Source organism: Acidovorax sp. Leaf160 (genome assembly GCF_001424265.1).
Taxonomy (GTDB): domain Bacteria; phylum Pseudomonadota; class Gammaproteobacteria; order Burkholderiales; family Burkholderiaceae_C; genus Paracidovorax.
Genome location: NZ_LMOV01000011.1, coordinates 35,754 through 56,129, shown reverse-complemented (window position 1 = coordinate 56,129; position 20,376 = coordinate 35,754). Strand labels below are relative to the sequence as shown.

The 20,376-nt window shown below is 66.7% G+C and carries 21 protein-coding genes and 1 pseudogene; 11 read left to right on the top strand and 11 right to left on the bottom strand.

What is annotated here, in order from left to right; all coding sequences use genetic code 11:
* Positions 1–78, bottom strand: a 78-nt coding sequence (locus ASF94_RS21980; protein ID WP_369818642.1) for a transposase, incomplete at its 3' end; no start/stop codon positions are given.
* A 63-nt stretch (positions 79–141) separates the two neighbouring features.
* Here ASF94_RS21980 and ASF94_RS06565 point away from each other — a divergent pair.
* Positions 142–510: pseudogene (locus tag ASF94_RS06565) on the top strand (RraA family protein); the annotation flags it as partial.
* A gap of 44 nt (positions 511–554) precedes the next feature.
* The gene (locus ASF94_RS06560) at positions 555–1,550 is read left to right on the top strand and encodes a tripartite tricarboxylate transporter substrate binding protein (RefSeq protein ID WP_056663349.1); all 996 of its coding nucleotides are present in this window, start codon (positions 555–557) and stop codon (positions 1,548–1,550) included.
* Between the two features lie 94 nt (positions 1,551–1,644).
* On the opposite strand, the gene ASF94_RS06555 is transcribed toward ASF94_RS06560, so the two are convergent.
* From ASF94_RS06555 to ASF94_RS06530, 6 genes are all read right to left on the bottom strand, one after another.
* Positions 1,645–2,340, bottom strand: coding sequence for an ABC transporter ATP-binding protein (locus ASF94_RS06555; RefSeq protein WP_056663347.1), 696 nt, complete (start codon positions 2,338–2,340; stop codon positions 1,645–1,647).
* Positions 2,341–3,165, bottom strand: coding sequence for an ABC transporter ATP-binding protein (locus tag ASF94_RS06550; RefSeq protein ID WP_056663377.1), 825 nt, complete (start codon positions 3,163–3,165; stop codon positions 2,341–2,343).
* Between the two features lie 21 nt (positions 3,166–3,186).
* Entirely contained in the window at positions 3,187–4,545 is a 1,359-nt protein-coding gene (locus tag ASF94_RS06545) for a branched-chain amino acid ABC transporter permease (RefSeq protein WP_056663344.1), read from the bottom strand.
* 3 nt (positions 4,546–4,548) lie between these two features.
* Complete coding sequence (locus ASF94_RS06540; protein WP_056663342.1) at positions 4,549–5,502, bottom strand: branched-chain amino acid ABC transporter permease; 954 nt, start codon at positions 5,500–5,502, stop codon at positions 4,549–4,551.
* A 99-nt stretch (positions 5,503–5,601) separates the two neighbouring features.
* Complete coding sequence (locus ASF94_RS06535) at positions 5,602–6,837, bottom strand: branched-chain amino acid ABC transporter substrate-binding protein (protein ID WP_056663340.1); 1,236 nt, start codon at positions 6,835–6,837, stop codon at positions 5,602–5,604.
* A 125-nt stretch (positions 6,838–6,962) separates the two neighbouring features.
* Entirely contained in the window at positions 6,963–8,606 is a 1,644-nt protein-coding gene (locus ASF94_RS06530) for a 3-(methylthio)propionyl-CoA ligase (RefSeq protein WP_056663375.1), read from the bottom strand.
* Positions 8,607–8,792: 186 nt separating this feature from the next.
* Here ASF94_RS06530 and ASF94_RS06525 point away from each other — a divergent pair, with 186 nt between their 5' ends.
* The 5 genes from ASF94_RS06525 (at position 8,793) to ASF94_RS06505 (ending at position 12,530) form a co-directional block, all read left to right on the top strand.
* Complete coding sequence (locus ASF94_RS06525) at positions 8,793–10,307, top strand: YdiU family protein (RefSeq protein WP_056663337.1); 1,515 nt, start codon at positions 8,793–8,795, stop codon at positions 10,305–10,307.
* Positions 10,304–10,720, top strand: a complete 417-nt coding sequence (msrB, locus tag ASF94_RS06520) for a peptide-methionine (R)-S-oxide reductase MsrB (RefSeq protein ID WP_056663334.1) — start codon at positions 10,304–10,306, stop codon at positions 10,718–10,720. Before ASF94_RS06525 ends, msrB begins: the two co-directional genes overlap by 4 nt.
* Positions 10,721–10,787: 67 nt before the next feature.
* On the top strand, positions 10,788–11,387 hold the full coding sequence (locus ASF94_RS06515; RefSeq protein WP_056663331.1) for a septation protein A: 600 nt from the start codon (positions 10,788–10,790) through the stop codon (positions 11,385–11,387).
* A gap of 29 nt (positions 11,388–11,416) precedes the next feature.
* A complete protein-coding gene (locus tag ASF94_RS06510; RefSeq protein WP_369818641.1) occupies positions 11,417–11,680 on the top strand; it encodes a BolA family protein in 264 nt (87 codons plus the stop codon).
* Positions 11,681–11,744: 64 nt separating this feature from the next.
* The gene (locus tag ASF94_RS06505) at positions 11,745–12,530 is read left to right on the top strand and encodes a peptidylprolyl isomerase (RefSeq protein ID WP_056663325.1); all 786 of its coding nucleotides are present in this window, start codon (positions 11,745–11,747) and stop codon (positions 12,528–12,530) included.
* A 284-nt stretch (positions 12,531–12,814) separates the two neighbouring features.
* Here ASF94_RS06505 and ASF94_RS06500 read toward each other — a convergent pair whose 3' ends face one another.
* From ASF94_RS06500 to ASF94_RS06485, 4 genes are all read right to left on the bottom strand, one after another.
* On the bottom strand, positions 12,815–13,942 hold the full coding sequence (locus tag ASF94_RS06500; protein ID WP_056663322.1) for a branched-chain amino acid ABC transporter substrate-binding protein: 1,128 nt from the start codon (positions 13,940–13,942) through the stop codon (positions 12,815–12,817).
* 137 nt (positions 13,943–14,079) lie between these two features.
* Positions 14,080–14,670 (bottom strand): hypothetical protein, encoded by a 591-nt coding sequence (locus ASF94_RS20715; RefSeq protein ID WP_082493025.1) that lies wholly within the window; start codon positions 14,668–14,670, stop codon positions 14,080–14,082.
* On the bottom strand, positions 14,670–15,104 hold the full coding sequence (locus tag ASF94_RS06490) for a DNA polymerase III subunit chi (protein ID WP_056663317.1): 435 nt from the start codon (positions 15,102–15,104) through the stop codon (positions 14,670–14,672). The genes ASF94_RS20715 and ASF94_RS06490 overlap by 1 nt, the downstream gene beginning before the upstream one ends.
* Before the next feature lie 15 nt (positions 15,105–15,119).
* A complete protein-coding gene (locus ASF94_RS06485) occupies positions 15,120–16,658 on the bottom strand; it encodes a leucyl aminopeptidase (RefSeq protein WP_056663315.1) in 1,539 nt (512 codons plus the stop codon).
* A gap of 23 nt (positions 16,659–16,681) precedes the next feature.
* On the opposite strand from ASF94_RS06485, the gene lptF reads away from it, so the two are divergent.
* The 4 genes from lptF (at position 16,682) to ASF94_RS06465 (ending at position 20,329) form a co-directional block, all read left to right on the top strand.
* On the top strand, positions 16,682–17,776 hold the full coding sequence (gene lptF / locus ASF94_RS06480; RefSeq protein ID WP_056663312.1) for an LPS export ABC transporter permease LptF: 1,095 nt from the start codon (positions 16,682–16,684) through the stop codon (positions 17,774–17,776).
* Positions 17,773–18,921, top strand: a complete 1,149-nt coding sequence (lptG, locus tag ASF94_RS06475) for an LPS export ABC transporter permease LptG (protein WP_056663310.1) — start codon at positions 17,773–17,775, stop codon at positions 18,919–18,921. The genes lptF and lptG overlap by 4 nt, the downstream gene beginning before the upstream one ends.
* 5 nt (positions 18,922–18,926) lie before the next feature.
* Positions 18,927–19,307: a sirohydrochlorin chelatase gene (locus tag ASF94_RS06470; protein WP_056663369.1), complete on the top strand. Its 381-nt coding sequence runs from the start codon at positions 18,927–18,929 to the stop codon at positions 19,305–19,307.
* An 80-nt stretch (positions 19,308–19,387) separates the two neighbouring features.
* Positions 19,388–20,329, top strand: a complete 942-nt coding sequence (locus tag ASF94_RS06465) for a CysB family HTH-type transcriptional regulator (RefSeq protein ID WP_056663307.1) — start codon at positions 19,388–19,390, stop codon at positions 20,327–20,329.
* The last annotated feature ends 47 nt before the right edge of the window (positions 20,330–20,376 follow it).

Genomic DNA, 20,376 nt, shown 5'->3' with positions numbered 1-20,376 from the left:
GTCCATCAGGGTCAGGTACGGCGCAGCGAAGCTCCATTCTTCGTCGCTGACATCTGTCGGGTAGGGCTTGCGGGGCATCTGCAAACTCTACCCTTGGCTTCGTGATCAGGGAGCAAAGTTCATAACACGCTCTATGCCCAGCAGCGGGGCTGCGCCGGCTTCGTGATTGACGGTGCGGTGCGTGACACCGCCGCTTTCGAGGCAGCGGATTTCCCTTGCTACGCCCGGGGCGTGAGCCACCGGGGGCCCTACAAGCTCGGGCCCGGAGCCATCAACGTGCCGGTGACGGTCGCAGGCCAGGTGGTGCTGCCAGGCGACCTGCTGGTGGGCGACGAAGACGGGGTGGTCAGTTTTGCTGCGGACGACGCGCCCGCACTCCTGCAGGCGGCACTGCGCACGGCAGCACACGAATCGGCTGTGAAAGCCGAGATCGCCAATGGTCAGGTGCGGCAATCCTGGCTCGACAAGGTGCTGGTCCCGGCGGGCCTGGCCGGCACACCCTCGCCATGACGCCACCGACCGCAACCCATTCCAACCAGCACCGGAGACACCAGATGCCCTCTCACCGACACACCCCAGTTTCCCGCCGCACCGCCCTGGCCTGCGCGCTGCTGGCCTCGCTGGCAGCCGCGCTGCCGGCCCAGGCCGCCGACTATCCGACCGAGCGCCCGATCCGGCTGGTCGTGCCGTGGGCACCGGGCGGCGCGACCGATGCCATCGCGCGGGTGCTGGCGGTTCCGCTGGGGCAGGCGCTGGGCCAGTCCGTGGTCGTGGACAACCGCCCCGGCGCGGGCGGCAACATCGGCACGGGCCAGTTCGTGCGCGAGAAGCCGGACGGCTACACGCTGGTGATGGCCACCAGCTCCACCAATGCGGTGAACCCGCACCTCTACAGCAAGCTGCCGTTCGACCCTGCGAAGGACTTCACGCCGGTGGCCTTTGTGGCGTCGGTGCCCAATGTGCTGGTCGTGCGGGCCGCGTCGCCCTACAAGACGCTGGCCGAGCTGCTGGCGGCGGCACGCGCCCAACCGGGCAAGCTCTCGTACGGCTCGGCGGGCAACGGCTCGTCGCAGCATCTGGCGGGCTCGATGCTGGTTCGCGCCACGCAGGTGCAGATGACGCACGTTCCCTACAAGGGGAGCGGGCCGGCTGCGAGCGACCTGATGGCCGGGCACCTGGACATGATGCTGGACACCGGCTCGCTGCCCCACGTGCAGGGCGGCACGCTGCGGGCGCTGGCGGTCGCGTCCAGGAAGCGCATGGCTGCCCTGCCCGAGGTACCCACCTTCGAGGAAGCCGGCGTGACGGGAGGCATCCAGGCCTCGGCCTGGTACGGTGTCATGGCGCCCGCAGGCCTGCCCAAAGAGATCATCCTGCGGCTCAACCGGGAGATCAACAAGCTCCTCCAGCAGCCAGCGGTCGCACGGCATCTGCAGGAGTTCGGTGCCGAAACCAACCCGGGTACGCCCGAGCAGTTCCAGGCGTTCGCCGCCAGCGAAGTGGCGCGCTACCAGGCCATCGTGAAGGAATCGGGCGCGAAGCTGGAGTGAGGCAGAGCAGGGGCAGGAGCAGGAGCAGCAGCAGCACGGCAGCGCGACAGCGTTGCCGGGTACGGCGCCGCGCAGCCATCGCTGCCTGCCTCGGTCACACCTCCAGCCACTCCTTGCGCACGTAGGTGTTGGCACGCAGGTCGGCGGGCGTGCCTTCGAACACGATGCTGCCGTGGCCCATGACCAGCGCCCGGTCGGAGATGGTCATGGCGATGGTGAGCTTCTGCTCGATCAGCAGCACGGACACCCCGCGCGACTTGATCTTGACCAGGTACTCCGCCACCAGCTCGACGATCTTGGGCGCGAGGCCCTCGGTGGGCTCGTCGATGATGATGAGTTCCGGGTCGCCCATCAGCGTGCGGCACAGGGTGAGCATCTGCTGCTCGCCCCCTGACATGACGCCGGCCTCGGTGTGTTGCCGCTCCTTGAGGCGCGGGAACATCTCGTACATGTCGTCGAAGCTCCAGCGGCTGCCGCGGCCATTGCCTTTCTGGCCCAGCAGCAGGTTCTGGTGCACGGTCAGGTGCGGAAAGATGTCGCGGCTCTCGGGCACGTAGCCGATGCCGCGGTGTGCGATCTCGTAGGCCTTGCGGCCCTGCAGGCTCTCGCCCTTCCAGGACAGGCCCCCTTCCCAGTGCACCAGGCCCATGATGGCCTTGGCGGTGGTCGAGCGGCCCGATCCATTGCGCCCCAGCAGCGCGACGATCTCGCCAGGCTGCACGTTGAACGAGACGCCATGCAGCACGTGGCTCTTGCCGTAGTACCCGTGCAAATTGTCGATGTGAAGCATTCAGTGGCCCCCTTCCTGCTGCGCGGCGATGACCGAGCCGAGGTACGCCTCCTGGACCCGGGGGTTGGCGCGCACAGCCTCGGGGGTGTCGTAGGCGATCACCTCGCCGTAGACCACCACGGCGATCTTGTCGGCCAGGCCGAAGACGACTCCCATGTCGTGCTCCACGGTCAGCAGCGTGCGGCCCACGGTCACTTCCTTGATGAGGTGGATGAAGCGGGTGGTTTCGCTCTTGCTCATGCCGGCGGTCGGCTCGTCCAGCAGGATGACGTTGGCGCCGCCGGCGATGGTGATGCCGATCTCCAGCGCACGCTGCTCCGCGTAGGTGAGGTTCATCGCGAGCGTGTCGCGCTTCTTGTCCAGGCGGATCTGCTGCATGAGCTGCTCCGCCCGTGCGTTCGCGTCGTCCAGCCGGGAGAGGAACTTGAGGAAGGTGTAGCGGTAGCCCAGGCTCCACAGCACCCCGCAGCGCAGGTTCTCGAAAACGCTGAGCTTGGGGAAGATGTTGGTGATCTGGAAGCTGCGCGACAGCCCCATGCGGTTGATTTCGTACGGCGCCTTGCCGTCGATGCGCTGGCCGTTCAGCAGCACTTCGCCGCTGGTGGCACCGAAGCGCCCGCTGATGAGGTTGAAGAGCGTGGACTTGCCCGCGCCGTTCGGGCCGATGATGGCCACCCGCTCGCCCGGCGCAACGGACAGGTTGGCGCCGCGGATGATCTCGGTCTTGCCGAAGCTCTTGCGCAGGTCGCGCAATTCGAGCGCCGGGGTGGCCGCCCGCGCATCGGCGGCGGGCTGGCCCGTGGTGCGGCGCGTGTCGGCGGTCATGGTCAGGTCGTCGCGGTTCATTCAGGCGCCCTCCCCGCGCTTCACGGCATGTTCGATCTCCTCCTGGATCACGCTCCAGCGGCGTACGAAGCGGCGGCGGCACATTTCGAAAAGGCCGATGCCGACCAGGAACAGCAGCCCCGCCCCCGCCCAGGTGCCGAAGGCACGCGCGTTGAGCGTGAAGCCCATGAACGGCAGGTTCGGGCCCAGTGCGGCATTGAGCTGCAGGTGGTAGGTCATCTCGACCATGGCGGCCGCCCCCAGCAGCGCCAGCAGCGCGGTGGCAGTGAGCGCCATGTAGGACGGCAGCAGCTGCTTGAGCTTGCCGAAGCGCGCAAGGCGCAGGTTCATCATGATCAGGCTGGCGATGCCGCCGGGCGCATACATCACCATGAAGAGGAAGGCGAGGCCCAGGTAGAGCAACCAGGCCTTCGACAGCTCGGACAGCAGCACCGAGGCCAGCACCAGCAGCACGGCGCCGATGATGGGGCCGAAGAAGAAGGTCGCGCCGCCCAGGAAGGTGAACAGCAGGTAGCCGCCCGAGCGCACCACGCTCACGCTGTCGGCCGCCGTGACGATCTCGAAGTTGATGGCCGCCAGGCCGCCCCCCACGCCCGCGAAGAAGCCCGCGATGATGAAGGCGTAGTAGCGCACGCGCTGGGTGTTGTAGCCGATGAACTCGACCCGCTCGGGGTTGTCCCGCACCGCATTCAGCATGCGGCCGAGCGGCGTGCCGGTGAACGCGAACATCAGCGCCGTGCAGATGAAGCAGTAGACGGCAATCAGGTAGTAGACCTGGATGGCCGGCCCGAAGCTGATGCCGAAGAAAGACTTGCCGTACACCCGGTCGGTGGTGATGCCGCCTTCACCGCCGAAGAACTCGGGGAACATCAGCGCCATGGAGGCCACCAGCTCGCCAATGCCCAGCGTGATCATGGCGAAGGTGGTGCCCGACTTCTTGGTGGTGACGAAGCCCAGCAGCACGGCGAAGAACAAGCCCGCCAGGCCGCCCACCAGCGGTATCAGCACCAGGGGGATCGGCAGCGCGCCCTTACCCGCCAGGTTCATCGCATGGATGGCGATGAACGATCCCAGCCCCGTGTAGACGGCATGGCCGAAGCTCAGCATGCCGCCCTGGCCCAGCAGGATGTTGTAGGACAGGCAGATGATGATGAGATAGCCGACCTGTGCCAGCATGGTCAGCGCCAGGCTGCTGGTGAAGATCCAGGGCGCGGCGATCAGCGCGAGCGCGAAGGCGGTCCAGATGACGAACCGGCCCACGTTCAGGGGCTTGAAGCGGTGGTAGCGCACGTCCGCAGGCTCGGCTACCGGGCGGGTCGAAGGCGTGGAAGGCGTGGAAGGGGATGGGTTGTAGCTCATTCGTCAGTCCTCCCGGGTACCCAGCAGGCCCTTGGGGCGGAAGATCAGGATCAGCACCAGGAAGAGGTACGGAAGAATCGGAGCGATCTGCGAGATGGTGAGCTTGAGCACCGGCCAGCCGAAGGTCTGCTCGGTGACCTGGACGCCGAAGCGGGCGAAGGCATGTACCAGCGAGTAGTCGAGCGCGACGGCGAAGGTCTGCACCAGGCCGATGAGCAGCGAGGCGATGAACGCCCCCGCGAGCGAGCCCATGCCGCCGACCACCACCACGACGAAAATGATGGAGCCGACCGACGCCGCCATGGCGGGCTCGGTGATGTAGGTGTTGCCGCCGATGACGCCGGCCAGCCCCGCCAGAGCGCAGCCCCCGCCGAACACCAGCATGAACACGCGCGGCACGTTGTGGCCCAGCGCCTCGACCATGTCCGGATGCTTCAGCGCCGCCTGGATGACCAGCCCGATGCGGGTGCGGGTGAGGAGCAGCCACACCGACACGAGCATCAGCAGCGCCACCAGCATGATGAAGGAGCGCGACTTGGGGAACTGGGTGCCGTAGAGCGTGAACAGCGGCCCCTGCAGCTGGCTGGGCAAGGCATAGGGCACCGTGGAGCGGCCCCAGATGAGCTGCACCAGCTCCAGGATGAGGTAGGAGAGACCGAACGTGACCAGCAGCTCGGGCACATGGCCGAACTTGTGCACGCGCCGCAGCGCGAAGCGCTCGAAGGCTGCGCCCATGGCACCGATCAGCAGCGGCGAGATCACGAGCGCCGGCCAGAAGCCGATCACGCCCGAGATCGAATACGCCAGGTAGGCCCCCAGCATGTAGAAGCTGGTGTGGGCGAAGTTGAGCACGCCCATCATGCTGAAGATGAGCGTCAGCCCCGAACTCAACATGAACAGCAGCAAGCCGTAGCTCACGCCGTTCAGCAACGAGATGACGAAAAACTCAAGGTTCATCGGAGAGATCGGAGGCTGAGGTGAAAAAAAGGCCCGAAGCGAGTCGGGCCCCGAATGGCTGAACGCAGTGTTCGTGTCAGGCGGGTCGCCTGACCTGCATCAGGATGGCCGCTTCATCTGGCACGAGGTGGGCGTGCTGGCGACGTAGGGCTCGTAGTACTTCACCGGAACGAAGGTGTAGCCGGTGTTCTCCGCATCGTTCGGGTACTTGCCGCCGGCCTTCTCCCACTTCGACACGAAGAGGCCCTGCTGCAGCTGGTGGTCGCTCTTGCGCATCTCGACCTCGCCATTGAAGCTGTTGAACTTCATGCCTTCCATCACCGCCGCCACCTTGACGGGGTCGGTGGACTTGGCCTTGACGAAGCTGTTGTCCAGGATGGCGAAGGCGTGGTAGACGGCGCCTGTGTACATGTCGTCGTTGAACTTGGCCTTGTAGTCCTTGACGATGCGGCCGATGTCGCCCGGCAGGTTCAGGTGGTTGTACGACACCATGTACACCCGGTTGGCGGACGCCGCGCCCATGGCCGTGGGGCTGCCGGTCACGCCGCCGTAGTAGGTGTAGAAGTTGACGTTGTTCAGGCCCGCATCGTTGGCGGCCTTGATGAGCAGCGCCAGATCGGAACCCCAGTTGCCGGTGATCACGGTGTCGGCGCCCGACTGCTTGATCTTGGCGATGTAGGGCGCGAAGTCGCGCACCTGCGCCAGCGGGTGCAGGTCGTCGCCCACGATCTGGACGTCGGGCCGCTTGCGCGCCAGGTTCTCCTTGGCGTACTTCGCAACCTGCTGGCCGTGCGAGTAGTTCTGGTTGATCAGGTAGACCTTCTTCACCTCGGGCACGTCCTTGATGAAGGTGGTCATCGCTTCCATCTTCATCGACGTGTCGGCATCGAGGCGGAAGTGCCAGTAGCTGCACTTGCTGTTGGTGAGGTCCGGGTCCACCGCGGCATAGTTCAGGAAGACGACTTCCTTGCCGGGGTTGCGGGCGTTGTGCTTTTCCAGGGCGTCCATGATGGCCAGCGCCGGGCCGGAGCCGTTGCCCTGCACCACGTAGCGTGCGCCCTGGTCCATCGCGGAGCGCAGCGCGCTGGTGGTTTCCTGTGGGCTCAGCTTGTTGTCGATGCCGATGATCTCGAACTTCACGCCCGAGGCGTTCTTCTTGCTGAACTCGTCGGCGATGAACTGGAAGCTCTTCAGCTGGTTGGTGCCGACCGCCGCCATCAGGCCGGACAGTGGGTCCAGCCAGGCGATCTTGACGGTTTCGCCCTTCTGGGCGAATGCGCCGCCAGCGCTCACCAAAAGGACGGATGCTGCTATTGATCTGATAGCGAAACCCATGGTCTGTCTCCTTTGTAAGGTCATCTCGTTGCCAACACGTTGCAGCGTATCGGCAAGGACCACGGTTCGTTTCAGGGAATGCCCGTAGCCGCTATCGCCCAAGCGACTACGGGCCGTGCGCGCGGTCAAAGACCTGGCAGTCGATAGTCGTTCAGTTGCTCGCGCAGCCGGGTCTTCAGCATCTTGCCGGTGGCCCCGATCGGGATGGCGTCGACGAACACCACGTCGTCCGGGATCTGCCACTTGGCCGTCTTGCCCTCGTAGAACTGCAGCAGCTCTTCCCGCGTGACCTCGGCGCCGGGCTTGCGCACCACCGCCACGATGGGCCGCTCGTCCCACTTGGGGTGCGGCATGCCCACGCAGGCGGCCATGGCCACGGCCGGGTGGCCCATGGCGATGTTCTCGATGTCGATCGAGCTGATCCACTCGCCGCCGGACTTGATCACGTCCTTGCTGCGGTCGGTGATCTGCATGAAGCCGTCCTCGTCGATGGTGGCCACGTCGCCCGTGGGAAACCAGCCGATGCCGTGCTCGTCCGGCACCAGCGGGTCGCCGCCCTCGCTCTTGAAATAGCTGGCGACGATCCACGGCCCCTTGACCAGCAGGTCGCCATAGGTCTTGCCGTCCCAGGCCAGCTCGCGGCCGCTGCCGTCCACGATCTTCATGTCCACGCCGAAGATGGCGCGGCCCTGCTTGCGCAGGATGTCCATCTGCGCTTCCTTGGGCAGCCTGAGGTGCTTGTTCTTGAGCGTGGTCAGCGTGCCCAGCGGGCTCATCTCCGTCATGCCCCAGGCGTGCAGCACGCGCACGCCGTAGTCGTCCTGGAAGGTCTGGATCATGGCCGGCGGGCAGGCGGAGCCGCCGATCACCGTGCGGTTGAGCGTGGAGAACCGCAGCCCGCCGGCCTTCATGTGGCCCAGCAGCATCTGCCACACGGTGGGCACGCCGGCCGCGAAGGTCACGCCCTCGGCTTCGATCAGCTCGTAGACCGACTTGCCATCGAGCGCCGGCCCGGGAAACACCAGCTTGCAACCGGTGAGCGGCGCGGAATACGGAATGCCCCAGGCATTGACGTGGAACATGGGCACCACGGGCAGCACCGCGTCGCGCGCCGAGAGGCACATGACGTCGGGCAGCGCGGCCGCATAGGCGTGCAGCGTGCTGGAACGGTGGCTGTAGAGCGCCGCCTTGGGGTTGCCCGTGGTGCCGCTGGTGTAGCACATGCCGCAGGCCGTGTTCTCGTCGAAGCGGGGCCAGGCATAGTCGGACTTCTGGGCGCCGATGAGCGTTTCGTAGCTGACCAGGCCCGGCACGCCGCTGTCCTGCGGCAGCCGGTCGGCGTCGCACAACGCGACCCAATGGCGCACCGTGGGGCAGCGGGCATGCACCGCCTGCACGAGTGGCAGGAAGGTCAGGTCAAAGCACAGCACCTGGTCTTCGGCGTGGTTGACGATCCAGGCGATCTGGTCAGGATGCAGCCGCGGGTTGATGGTGTGCATCACACGCTCGGAGCCGCTCACACCGAAGTACATCTCCAGATGCCGATAGCCGTTCCACGCCAGGCTGGCGACGCGGTCGCCCGCCTGCAGGCCCAGCCCGTCCAACGCGTTGGCGAGCTGCTTGGCACGCGCCGACAGGGCGCGGTAGGTCGTGCGGTGGATGTCGCCTTCCACACGGCGCGACACGATCTCGGCGTCGCCGTGGTGGCGCTCGGCGAATTCGATCAATGTCGACACCAGCAATGGTTGGTTCTGCATCAGTCCCAGCATGTACATGTCTCCTTGGATGAAGTGGATCGTTGTGACCGGAGCATCCTACCGTGCGCCTAACTGCTTTCTCTCGGTGATAGCCCGAGCCGTGCAAGGGCTGGTGCGGCGGCTGTCGCGCAGCGGACAAACCGGCCGCCCGAAGTCCCTGCCACCGTCTGGAGATCGCCCGTGCGAGACAATCCGCCGATGCCTTCCCATCCCACGATCGCAGAGGCCGCGCCCTCGTCCGGCCTGCGCTGGCACAACGGGTTCGCCGCCCTCGGCTCCGCCTTCTTCACCGAGTTGCAGCCCACGCCGCTGCCGGCGACCTACCTGGTCGCCACGAGCGAGAGCGCCGCCCGGTGGCTGGGTGTCTCGCCGCCCTGGCTGCGGTCCGAAGCCGCACTGCAGGTGCTGAGCGGCAATGCCACCCTTGCGGGCATGCGGCCGCTGGCGTCGGTGTACAGCGGCCATCAGTTCGGGGTGTGGGCGGGGCAGCTGGGTGACGGGCGCGCCATCCTGCTGGGTGAGACCGATGCCGGCATCGAAGTGCAGCTCAAGGGCGCCGGGCGCACGCCCTATTCCCGCGGTGGCGACGGCCGTGCGGTGCTGCGCTCGTCGATCCGCGAGTTCCTCTGCAGCGAGGCCATGCATGCGCTGGGCGTGCCCACGACCCGGGCGCTCAGCCTGACCGGCTCCCCCGCCCCCGTGTACCGGGAGGAAGCGGAAACGGCAGCGGTCGTCACCCGGTTGGCGCCCAGCTTCATCCGGTTCGGGCATTTCGAGCATTTCGCTTCGAGCGGCCGGCAGGCCGAACTGCAGCAGCTGGCGGATTACGTCATCGACCGCTACTACCCCGAATGCCGCAGCGCCGAGGCCACGGCCCACCTGGGCGGCAATGCCTATGCGGCCCTGCTGCAGGCAGTGAGCGAACGCACGGCCGCCCTGCTGGCGCAGTGGCAGGCCGTGGGTTTCTGCCACGGCGTGATGAACACCGACAACATGAGCATCCTGGGGTTGACCATCGACTACGGCCCCTTCCAGTTCCTCGACGCGTTCGTGCCGGGCCATATCTGCAACCACAGCGACCACCAGGGCCGTTACGCGTTCAACCGGCAGCCCAACGTGGCTTACTGGAATCTCTTTTGTCTCGGCCAGGCGCTGATGCCCCTCATCGGCGACACGGCGCATGCCCAGGCCGCACTGGAGTCGTACAAAACCGTTTTCCCGGCCCGGTTCCTCGCCCGCATGCGCGACAAGCTGGGCCTGCTCCAGCCCGGCCCCGGCACGGATGCCGACCAGAGCGACGGCGCCCTCGTCGACGCGCTGCTGCAGCTGCTGGCCCAGGGCGGCGTGGACTGGACCATCTTCTGGCGGCGGCTCTCGCAGGCGCGCGCCTCAGGCGACTACGAAGCCGCGGGCGATCTGTTCCTCGACCGCGATGGATGGAAGCGCTGGCTGCTATCTTTCAAGGAGCGCTCGGACCCTACGGATCAAGCCCTTGCGGCCGACCTGATGCTGAAGGCCAACCCCAAGTTCGTGCTGCGCAACCACCTGGGCGAAGAGGCCATCCGCGCCGCCACACGGGGCGACTTCACGGTGCTGCACACCTTGCAGTCCCTGTTGGAGCGCCCATTTGAGGAACACGCCGGCCAAGACGCCCACTGGGCCGACTTCCCGCCCGACTGGGCATCCACCATCGAGATCAGCTGCTCATCATGACCTTCTCCGTCGAAAAAACAGATGCCGAATGGCAAGCCCTGCTGAAAGACAAGGGCGCAGAGCCCGCCGCCTACCAGGTCACCCGCCACGCGGCGACCGAGCGGCCCTTCACCGGCAAGTACGAAGCGCACTGGGCCGACGGCAGCTACCACTGCGTGTGCTGCGGCGCCAAGCTGTTCGACTCGGACACCAAGTTTGACGCCGGCTGCGGCTGGCCCAGCTTTTCGCAGGCCGTGCCGGGTGCCATCGAGGAAATCGTGGACCGCAGCCATGGCATGGTTCGCACCGAAACCGTTTGTGCACAATGCGGGGCGCACCTGGGCCATGTCTTCGAAGACGGCCCGGCGCCCACCGGCCTGCGCTACTGCATGAACTCGGCGTCGCTCGACTTCGAGCCGCCCGAGGCTCGCTGAGGGCCCCACCGCAGCGCGCACCGGCAGGCCTTCACGCCCCGGCACCGAACCTTCGCCTCCGCCTTTCATGAAACTGCTGATCGACTTCTTCCCCATCATCCTGTTCTTCGTGGCCTTCAAGGTGTGGGGCATCTTCACGGCCACGGCCGTGACCATCGCCTCGTCGGTGGTGCAGATCGCCTACCTGCGCATCCGCCACGGCAAGGTCGAACCCATGCAATGGGTGAGCCTGGGGGTGATCGTGGTGTTCGGCGGCGCCACGCTGCTGTCTCACAGCGAGACCTTCATCAAGTGGAAGCCGACGGTGCTGTACTGGCTGATGGGCGCGGCGTTGATCCTCGGCCAGCTGATCTTCCGCAAGAACCTCATCCGCTCCGTGATGGGTGCCCAGATGCAGCTGCCCGACGCGGCATGGCGCACGCTGCAATGGAGCTGGGCCGGCTTCTTCGCGGCCATGGGGCTGATCAACCTGTGGGTGGCCTATACCTTCGACACCGACACCTGGGTCAACTTCAAGCTCTTTGGCGGCATGGGCCTGATGGTGGTCTTCGTCGTGGCGCAGGCGTTCTACATCAGCCGGTTCCTGAAGGAAGGCGAGAGCGAGACCCCGGGCGGGCCCGACGCATCCCGCAGCGTGGCGGCCGCCCCGAAGGACGCGCAGCCATGAGCGACCCCACGCCCGCCATGCCGCACGACATGCCGCCCGTCACCGCAGCGGCCATGCAGGCCCGCCTTGCGGAGGCATTGACCCCGACCCACCTGGAAGTGCTGGACGAAAGCGCCGCCCATGCGGGCCATGTCGGGGCCAACGGCACCGGCTTCGGCACCCATTTCCGCGTGCGCATCGCGTCACCTTTCTTTACGGGACGTACACGGGTGGCGCAGCACCGCCTTGTGTATGATGCGCTGCGGCTTTTCATTGACCAGGGCGCCCACGCCATCGCCATTGAAATCGTCTGATCTGCCCCTTGTCGGGCTGGCGGCCTTCCGCGCCGCGACCAACTTCCTTTTTGTGGATATGCGAATGAAGAAAAAGCTCTTGTCAGGCCTCGTGGCCGCAGCTCTGCTGGGCACCGTGGTTCTGCCGGTCTCTGCGCAAAACATCGCCGTCGTGAACGGCAAGGCCGTTCCCAAGGAACGTGCCGACGCGCTGAGGCAGCAGGTTGAGCGCTCGGGACGTCCCGTGACGCCCGAAGTCGAAGGCCAGATCAAGGAAGAAGTCATCGCCCGCGAGATCTTCATGCAGGAAGCGCAAAAGCGCGGCCTGGAAGGCTCTCCCGACTTCAAGGCGAACATGGAAATCGCCCGCCAGACCATCCTGATCCGTCAGCTGTTCGAAGACTTCCAGAAGAACAATCCCGTCACCGACGCCGAGATCAAGGCCGAGTACGACAAGTACGTCGCCGCCAACACCGGTAAGGAATACAAGGCCAGCCATATCCTGGTGGAGAAGGAAGATGAGGCCAAGGCCATCATCGCTTCCATCAAGAAGGGGGCTAAGTTCGGCGACATCGCCAAGAAGCAGTCGAAGGACCCTGGATCCGGCGCCCGCGGCGGCGACCTGGACTGGGCCAACGCCAGCACCTACGTTCCTGAATTCACCGAAGCCCTCATCAAGCTGAACAAGGGCCAGATGACGCAGACGCCGGTGAAGAGCCAGTTCGGCTGGCACGTCATCCGCCTGGACGACGTTCGCGAAGCACAGCTGCCGAAGCTGGAAGAAGTGAAGCCACAGATCGCTCAGCAGATGCAGCAGCAGAAGCTGATGAAGTTCCAGGAAGAGCTGCGCACCAAGGCCAAGGTCGAGTAATCAATCGCCCGGGCCTGCCCACCGCCCATCGCGGCGGCGGCGCTCCTCCTCATCAAAAGCGGCCATCGGCCGCTTTTTTCGTTTCAGGCCACTGGCGGGTGGCTCGACCGCATCATGCGCGTCGGGCACGTCGGGCGCATCGGGCACACCCCGACAGGCTGTTGCTCCATGTCCGGGGCCGCCCCGTCTTCGCGGCGTGGCTCGCCCAATGAAAAAACCCGGCGGGACGTGCCGTCCGGCCGGGTTGCATCAGCGGCCGGTCAACGACCGGCGCTGCTCGCCCATCAGTTCAGAGGGGTCTTCTTGCCGTCCTTGTACACGTACAGCGTGATGGCGGGGTTCTTCATTTCGCCGTTGGGTTCGAAGGCGATGTTCGCGGTCACACCCTTGTAGTTGGCCTTGGCCAGCTCAGGAATGTAGACCTTCGGATCCCACGAACCAGCACGCTTCATGGCATCGACCAGCAGCATGGTGGCGTCGTAGGTGTAGGGGCTGTACACCTGGAACTGGTTGGGGTACTTGGCGTCGTACTTGGCCTTCCAGGCCGTGCCGCCAGGCATCTTGGCCAGCGAGGCGCCGCCTTCGGCGCAAACCACGTTGCCGAGCGTCTTGGCGCCGGCAGCCAGTCGGGCGATTTCGGCCGTGCAGATGCCGTCGCCGCCGAAGTACTTCACGTTGGCCATGCCCAGCTGTTCCATCTGGCGCAGCATCGGGCCGGCCTGGGGGTCCATGCCGCCGAAGAACACGCCATCGGGGTTCTTGGCCTTGATGGCAGTCAGGATGGCCATGAAGTCGGTGGCCTTGTCGGTGGTGAACTGCTCGTCGACGACCTTGATGCCCTTTTCAGCGGCGATCTTCTTGAACACCGATGCGACGCCCTGGCCGTAGGCGGTACGGTCGTCGATGATGGCCACGTTCTTGAGCTTCAGCGTGTCGGCAGCGTAGGCAGCCAGGCCTGCACCCAGCGCGTTGTCGTTGGCGATGATGCGGAAGGTGGTCTTGTAGCCAGGCTTGGTCAGGTTGGGGTTGGTGGCCGCGCCGGTGACGTGCGGAATGCCGCAGTCGTTGTACACCTTCGATGCGGGGATGGTGGTGCCCGAATTCAGGTGACCCACCACGCCAGCGACCTTGGCGTCGCACAGCTTCTGCGCAGCGGCCGTGCCCTGCTTCGGATCAGCCGCATCGTCTTCCGCCTGGAGTTCAAACTTGACCTTCTTGCCACCGATGGTCACGCCCTGGGCATTCAGTTCCTCGACGGCCATGCGAGCGCCGTTTTCGTTGTCTTTGCCATAGTGGGCCTGAGCACCAGAAACCGGGCCGACGTGGCCAATTTTCACCACTTCTTGGGCGGTGGCCATTCCAGCGACCGCAGCGATAGCAGCGGCGACGGTCAGTTTCAACTTCAATTGCATATGGATCTCCATTAAGGGGTAGGCGCTGAGAAATTTGGTTGTGTCCCAACGCAGGCGAACATATCGCAATTTACGGGCCAGATCACTAGGGAACACGCGCAGGAGCGTCCGAAATCACAGGGAAATACCCTGTCAACTCAATGCGGCGTGGAGCCGTCCGCGGAGAGCTCTTCGGCCACGGCCTCGTACACCGCGTGGCGGACCACCGACTCGACCTCTTCGCGCAGGCGCGGCACCATCGAGCGGGTCTGTTCCTGCACCACCGTGGCGATCGCCTCGCGCAGGCGCTGGTCCAGCACCACGTCCACCCGCTGCATCACGCGGTGGACGATGTATTCCTCGATGCCGGCAGGCAGTGCCGTGGCAGGCGCCGCCGCCTGCGCTGGCCGGGCCGGCGTCTCCACAGGCATGGGTGCCATGGCCCGTGCCGGGGCGGGCGCAGGAAGCGGGCTGGCCGCCCAGGTCGAGGCTGGCGTCACAGGCGCGGCGAAGGACGGAGAGCGCTGGACCCGGTCCTCCACCGACGGCGCAAGCCGATCCTCCGCCAATGCCGCGGGAGACTCCGCGCCAGTGGGACGCGCGGAGGCTGGCGTCGGCGTCGGAGTTGGCGCCGGCACAGGCGCTGACCGCACAGCCTCCGGCACCGCCGGCTGATCCAGCCGCACCACTTCGGTGAGCGTCGGCACGAATCTGGGAGGGCCCTTCGGGGGCGGCGGCGTCGGGGTCATCAGGCGCCTTTCAGGACCAGGTCGTGGCGCACGATCTGGTAGCCGCGCGCAGCGTAGTGCCGCCAGCGGTCACGTGCTGCCTGACGGTCCTGCTCGTCGATGCTGCTCACGACTTCGATCAGCTTGGAAAAGCGGCTGAATGCAGGCGGCACTACCGCGCCCATGTTCAGCAGCACGTCACTGTGCGGGGCGGCGCCTGCATCCCGCGCCAGCAGCACGGGCGATGCACGCTGGGTGTCTTCGTCGGCGTCGTCGCGGCAGTGGGCGACGAAGTCGGTCGCGCCCATCGCCCAGAGCATGCGATCGAGTGGCTCCAGCACCTCATCCGGCCCGGTGATGACCAGCCGCGCATCGCCCCGGCTCACCTTGCGGGCGAACCGGCAGGCGTACGCCAGCTTGTCGGGCGCATTGAAGTGGAAGGCGATCTCGGTCATGGTGCCCCGCCCGCCTCAACGAGCGGCAGAGCGCGCGGGCTTGCTGCCCGCCGCAGCGGCAGCCGCAGCCGCAGCCGTGCGCCGGCCTGCGGCCTTGGGGCCTGCTGCGGCCGGTGTGCGCGCCACGTCCAGCAGGTAGTGCATCAGCAGGCCGACGGGCCGGCCCGTGCCGCCCTTGGCCGCCCCGCCCTTCCAGGCCGTGCCGGCGATGTCCAGATGCGCCCAGGGCGTGTCGCCAACAAAGCGCTGGAGGAACTTGGCTGCGGTGATGGCGCCACCGGCGCGGCCGCCCACGTTGCCCAGGTCGGCGAAGTTGCTCTTCAGGCTGTCGGCGTATTCGTCGTCCAGCGGCATGCGCCAGCAGGGGTCGAGCGCCGCGTCGCCCGCCTGCTCCAGCTGGCGGGCCAGGCCTTCGTCGGTGGCAAAGAGGCCGCTGCGCAGGCCGCCCAGGGCCACCACGCAGGCACCCGTCAGGGTGGCGATGTCCACCAGGGCGGTCGGCCTGAAGCGGGCCGCATAGGTCAGCGCGTCGCACAGCACCAGCCGGCCTTCGGCGTCGGTGTTGAGCACCTCCACCGTCAGCCCGTTCATAGTGGTCACCACGTCGCCCGGCTTGACCGCGCGGCCATCGGGCATGTTCTCGCAGGCCGGGATGAGGCCGACGACGTTGATCGCGGGCTTCAGTTCGGCCAGCGCCTTGAAGACGCCCAGCACGCTGGCCGCACCGCCCATGTCGAACTTCATCTCGTCCATCTCAGCGGCCGGCTTGATGGAAATGCCGCCGGTGTCGAAGGTGATGCCCTTGCCCACCAGCACGACCGGGGCGACGCCCTTGCCCGCGCCGTTGTAGTGCAGTTCGATGAATCGCAGCGGCTCTTCCGAACCACGCGCCACCGCCAGGAACGAGCCCATGCCCAGGCGGGCGACTTCGGCCGGGCCGTGGACCTTGCACTGCATGTTGGGCGCCTTGGCCAGCGCCTTGGCCGCTTCGGCCAGCAGCGTCGGGGTGGCATGGTTGGCGGGGCGGTTGGCCCATTCGCGGGCGAATTCCACCCCGACGGCGACACCGCTGCCGCGCAGGAACGCCTCGCGCGCGGCAGCGGCATCCGGCACGCCCAGCGTCACCCGGGCCAGCACGCGGGGTTCGGCCTTGGACTTGGTGGCGGTGTAGGCGTAGCTTGCGTCCGCCAGCGCCATCACGGCAGCGCACACGGCGTCAGGCTGGGCGGCTCCGGCAAAGACGATGGCCGCACGCTTGACCTGGGGAGTCTTCAGTGCGGCGGCGCAGCCCTGCAGCGCCTGGCGCACATGGCGGGGGCTTCCATTGCCGGCTCCGGCCAGCACCAGGCGGCGGGCGGTCACCGCGGGCGCCTGGTAGAGCGACAGGTGCTTGCCGGGCTTGGTGTCCAGGTCGGCCTGCTTGAGCGCATGCGCCACCAGGGTGGAGAGCGCATCGGAGCCGGGCCTGAAGCCTTCCGGGACGAGCACGACCAGCAGGTCGCACTTCTCGGCAGCGGCGGTGGCAAGGGGCAGGGTCTTCAGTTCGAAGTTCATAATCGGCGTTTTCCTTCGAGCCCATGTTATTCGATTCATCCATCCGCAAGGAGCTGGCACGCAGCTTCGGGGCCACGCTGGTGGTGCTCGTCACCGTGGTCATGACGATGATGCTGATCCGCACGCTGGGCCAAGCCGCCCGCGGCAGCGTCAATCCGTCCGACGTCATGCTGGTGATGGGTTTCACGGTGCTGGGGCAGTTGTCCACCATCCTCACGCTCAGCCTGTTCGTGGCAACGGTCAGCACGCTGTCGCGCATGTACCGCGACAGCGAGATGGTGATCTGGTTCGCCAGCGGCCGCGGCCTGCTGAGCCTGCTCAAGCCCCTGTTGCGCTTTGCCTGGCCGGTGATGCTGGTGGTGGCCGCGCTGTCGCTGGCCATCTGGCCCTGGGCCAACCGGCAGGTGCAGGAGCTGCGCGCGCAGTACGAGCAGCGCAGCGACATCGACCGCGTGGCGCCGGGTGAATTCCAGGAATCGGCCAACGGCTCGCGCGTGTTCTTCATCGACCGTGCGACGTCCGACGCAGGCGAGGCCTCCAATGTGTTCATCGCGACGAACGAGCACAACCGCGAGACGGTCACCTCCGCCCGCAGCGCGCGCCTGGAAGTGCGCAACAACGAACGGCTGGTGTTGCTGAGCGACGGCCAGCGGCTGGAGAACACGCTCGACAAGCCCTCCATCAAGGTCAGCGACTTCGAGGAGTACGGCACCCGCATCGGCTCCGCGTCCTCCCGGTCTTCGGACGAATCCGCCGTCAAGACGCAGGACACGCTCGATCTGCTCAAGGAGCCCACGCCCGTCAACATGGCGGAGCTGGGCTGGCGGCTCGGGCTGGCGCTGGCGGCGCTCAACTTCGTCGTGCTGGGCCTGGCCATCGCCGTGGTCAACCCCCGGGCCGGACGCAGCGGCAGCATGGTCTTCGCCCTGTTCGCGTTCATCACCTACTACAACCTCATGACCGTGGGCCAGAGCTGGGTGGCCGTCGGGCGCCTGGGCGTCGGGCCTTTCATGCTGATGCTGCACGGCGGCACGCTGGCCTTCGGCGTGGTCCTGCTGGCCTGGCGCCACAACCACTGGTCCCTGCGCACGCTGCTGGCGGGCCGCCGTCGTCCATGAAAACCATCCGCCGACTCATCTACCGCGAAGCGGCCACCGGCGTGGCCTTCGTCACCCTCGCCTTCCTCGCGCTGTTCTTCTTCTTCGACATGGTGGACGAGCTGCGCTGGGTGGGCCGCGCCAGCGAGGCAGGCTACACGCTCTCCTATGCGCTGCTCTACGTCGCGCTCAGCCTGCCTGCCCACCTCTACGAGCTGCTGCCCATCACCGTGCTGATCGGCACCATCTTCGTGATGGCGCGGCTGGCGCAGAGTTCGGAATTCACCATCATGCGCACCAGCGGGCTGGGGCCCTGGCGCGCGCTGCGCACGCTGCTGGTGCTGGGTTGCGCGTTCGTCATCGTCACGTTCGCGGTGGGCGACTATCTGGCCCCGCTCAGCGACCGCGCGGCGCAGTTGGTGAAAGCCCGCCGCACGGGCCAGATCAGTGCCGGGGCCACCGGTGCCTGGCTGAAGGAGCGCCAGGGCGACCATTCGGTGGCAGTGAACGTGCGCGCGCTCGACCCCAATGGCCACATGCGCAACGTGCGGGTGTTCGAGTTCGACGCCCAGGGCCGCGTCGCCTCCACGGTGCAGGCGGAACGCGGCGAGTTCGCGCCCGAAGGCGACGGCTGGAACCTGGAAGGCGTGCGGCGCAACGTCTTCCACCACGGCAACGCCTCGCCCGGCGCGCCGACGTCCGCCTCCGGAGCGGGCGCCGCCGCGCCCCGGGTGGAGCGGCTTCAGGAGCCGAACTACCGCTGGCCCACGCGCATCAGCACCGACATGGTGGCGGCCTCGCTGCTCAAGCCCGACAAGATGGCCACCATCGACCTGTTCCAGTACATCCGCCACCTGGAGGCCAACGGCCAGTCGGCGCAGAAGTACGAGATCGAGTTCTGGCGCAAGGTGTTCTACCCGCTCAGCTGCCTGGTGATGGTGGTGCTGTCGCTGCCGTTCGCCTACCTGCATTTCCGCTCGGGCGGCATCGCCGCGTATGTCTTCGGCGGGGTGATGGCGGGCATCAGCTTCTTCCTGCTCAACAATGTATTCGGCTATGCGGGCAACCTGCAGAACTGGTCTCCCTGGCTCACGGCGGCAGCGCCGGGGCTGATCTATTCCCTTCTTTCACTCGGCGCCTTCGGCTGGCTGGTGCTCAGGCGATGACCCCCATGGAATCCTCTTCTCACGACGGCGTAGTCCTCTTCGCCCACGGCTCCCGCGACCCGCTGTGGAGCCAGCCCATGGAAGCCGTCGCCGCCCGGATCGCGGCAGACAGGCCGGCCCTGGCAGTCGCCTGCGCGTACCTGGAACTCAGCGAGCCCGACCTTCCCACCACGGTGGCCCGCATGGCGCGGGCCGGCGTGCGCCGCATCACCATCGTGCCGATGTTCCTCGGGACCGGCCGGCATGCCCGCGAGGACCTTCCGGCCCTCGTGCAGGCGCTGCGCACCGATCACCCCGGGCTGCAGTTCCACGTGCAGCAGGCGATTGGCGAGGACGAGCGCATGACGGCCCTGATGGCCGAGATCGCCGCGACGCCCTTCGCTTGAACCCGCGTCGGACGACGTTGGCAGGCGGTGAGCTTAGAAGTCTGCAGCATAATGTTGCGACTTTTTAGCCGCAATCAGATATGAACCTGCACCAGTTCCGCTTCGTTCAGGAAGCCGCCCGCCGCAACCTGAACCTGACCGAGGCCGCCAAGGCGCTGCACACGTCGCAGCCCGGCGTCTCCAAGGCCATCATCGAACTGGAAGACGAGCTGGGCGTGGACATCTTCGCGCGCCACGGCAAGCGGCTCAAGCGCATCACCGAGCCCGGCCAGCATGTGCTCAAGAGCATCGAGCTGATCATGCGGGAAGTGGGCAACCTCAAGCGCATCGGCGAGCAGTTCAGCGCGCAGGACAGCGGCACCCTCAGCATCGCCACCACCCACACGCAGGCCCGCTACGTGCTGCCGATGCCGGTGGCCAGGCTGCGCGAGGCCTATCCCAAGGTCAACATCAGCCTGCACCAGGCGACGCCGCACGAGGTGGCGCGCATGGTGATCGACGAGGTGGCCGAGATCGGCATGGCCACCGAATCGCTCGCCGATTACCCCGACCTGGTGACACTGCCCTGCTATGAGTGGCAGCACGTGCTGGTCATACCCACCCACCACCCGCTGGCGCAGAAGGAGCGCATCGGGCTGGACGACATCGCGCACGAGTCGCTCATCACCTACCACCCCTCGTTCACCGGCCGGGGCAAGATCGACCAGGCATTCGCCGCGCGCAAGCTGCAGCCGCGCATCGTGCTGGAGGCCATCGACTCCGACGTGATCAAGACCTATGTGCGGCTGGGGCTGGGCGTGGGCATCGTGGCCGAAATGGCGATGCGCGACGATCCGCTCAACGACCTGGTGGTGCGCCCCGTGGGCCATCTCTTCGGCCAGAGCGTGGCCCGGGTGGCGTTCAAGCGCGGCGCCTACCTGCGCAATTTCGTCTACAAGTTCGCCGAACTGCTGAGCGACCGGCTCAACCGTGAACTGATCTCCCGCGCCATGACCGGCCACGTCAACGACTACGAACTCTGACAGCGCGCCGGCGTGCCCGGCATGCCGCCCGCTCCAGCTCCCTTCGG

What these genes read in the sequence shown, in the direction of transcription:
- ASF94_RS06560 (WP_056663349.1), top strand. Translation starts at nt 555, where the DNA reads ATGCCCTCTCACCGACACACCCCAGTTTCCCGCCGCACCGCCCTGGCC.
- ASF94_RS06555 (WP_056663347.1), bottom strand. Translation starts at nt 2,340, where the DNA reads ATGCTTCACATCGACAATTTGCACGGGTACTACGGCAAGAGCCACGTG.
- ASF94_RS06550 (WP_056663377.1), bottom strand. Translation starts at nt 3,165, where the DNA reads ATGACCGCCGACACGCGCCGCACCACGGGCCAGCCCGCCGCCGATGCG.
- ASF94_RS06545 (WP_056663344.1), bottom strand. Translation starts at nt 4,545, where the DNA reads ATGAGCTACAACCCATCCCCTTCCACGCCTTCCACGCCTTCGACCCGC.
- ASF94_RS06540 (WP_056663342.1), bottom strand. Translation starts at nt 5,502, where the DNA reads ATGAACCTTGAGTTTTTCGTCATCTCGTTGCTGAACGGCGTGAGCTAC.
- ASF94_RS06535 (WP_056663340.1), bottom strand. Translation starts at nt 6,837, where the DNA reads ATGGGTTTCGCTATCAGATCAATAGCAGCATCCGTCCTTTTGGTGAGC.
- ASF94_RS06530 (WP_056663375.1), bottom strand. Translation starts at nt 8,606, where the DNA reads ATGCTGGGACTGATGCAGAACCAACCATTGCTGGTGTCGACATTGATC.
- ASF94_RS06525 (WP_056663337.1), top strand. Translation starts at nt 8,793, where the DNA reads ATGCCTTCCCATCCCACGATCGCAGAGGCCGCGCCCTCGTCCGGCCTG.
- msrB (WP_056663334.1), top strand. Translation starts at nt 10,304, where the DNA reads ATGACCTTCTCCGTCGAAAAAACAGATGCCGAATGGCAAGCCCTGCTG.
- ASF94_RS06515 (WP_056663331.1), top strand. Translation starts at nt 10,788, where the DNA reads ATGAAACTGCTGATCGACTTCTTCCCCATCATCCTGTTCTTCGTGGCC.
- ASF94_RS06510 (WP_369818641.1), top strand. Translation starts at nt 11,417, where the DNA reads ATGCCGCCCGTCACCGCAGCGGCCATGCAGGCCCGCCTTGCGGAGGCA.
- ASF94_RS06505 (WP_056663325.1), top strand. Translation starts at nt 11,745, where the DNA reads ATGAAGAAAAAGCTCTTGTCAGGCCTCGTGGCCGCAGCTCTGCTGGGC.
- ASF94_RS06500 (WP_056663322.1), bottom strand. Translation starts at nt 13,942, where the DNA reads ATGCAATTGAAGTTGAAACTGACCGTCGCCGCTGCTATCGCTGCGGTC.
- ASF94_RS20715 (WP_082493025.1), bottom strand. Translation starts at nt 14,670, where the DNA reads ATGACCCCGACGCCGCCGCCCCCGAAGGGCCCTCCCAGATTCGTGCCG.
- ASF94_RS06490 (WP_056663317.1), bottom strand. Translation starts at nt 15,104, where the DNA reads ATGACCGAGATCGCCTTCCACTTCAATGCGCCCGACAAGCTGGCGTAC.
- ASF94_RS06485 (WP_056663315.1), bottom strand. Translation starts at nt 16,658, where the DNA reads ATGAACTTCGAACTGAAGACCCTGCCCCTTGCCACCGCCGCTGCCGAG.
- lptF (WP_056663312.1), top strand. Translation starts at nt 16,682, where the DNA reads ATGTTATTCGATTCATCCATCCGCAAGGAGCTGGCACGCAGCTTCGGG.
- lptG (WP_056663310.1), top strand. Translation starts at nt 17,773, where the DNA reads ATGAAAACCATCCGCCGACTCATCTACCGCGAAGCGGCCACCGGCGTG.
- ASF94_RS06470 (WP_056663369.1), top strand. Translation starts at nt 18,927, where the DNA reads ATGGAATCCTCTTCTCACGACGGCGTAGTCCTCTTCGCCCACGGCTCC.
- ASF94_RS06465 (WP_056663307.1), top strand. Translation starts at nt 19,388, where the DNA reads ATGAACCTGCACCAGTTCCGCTTCGTTCAGGAAGCCGCCCGCCGCAAC.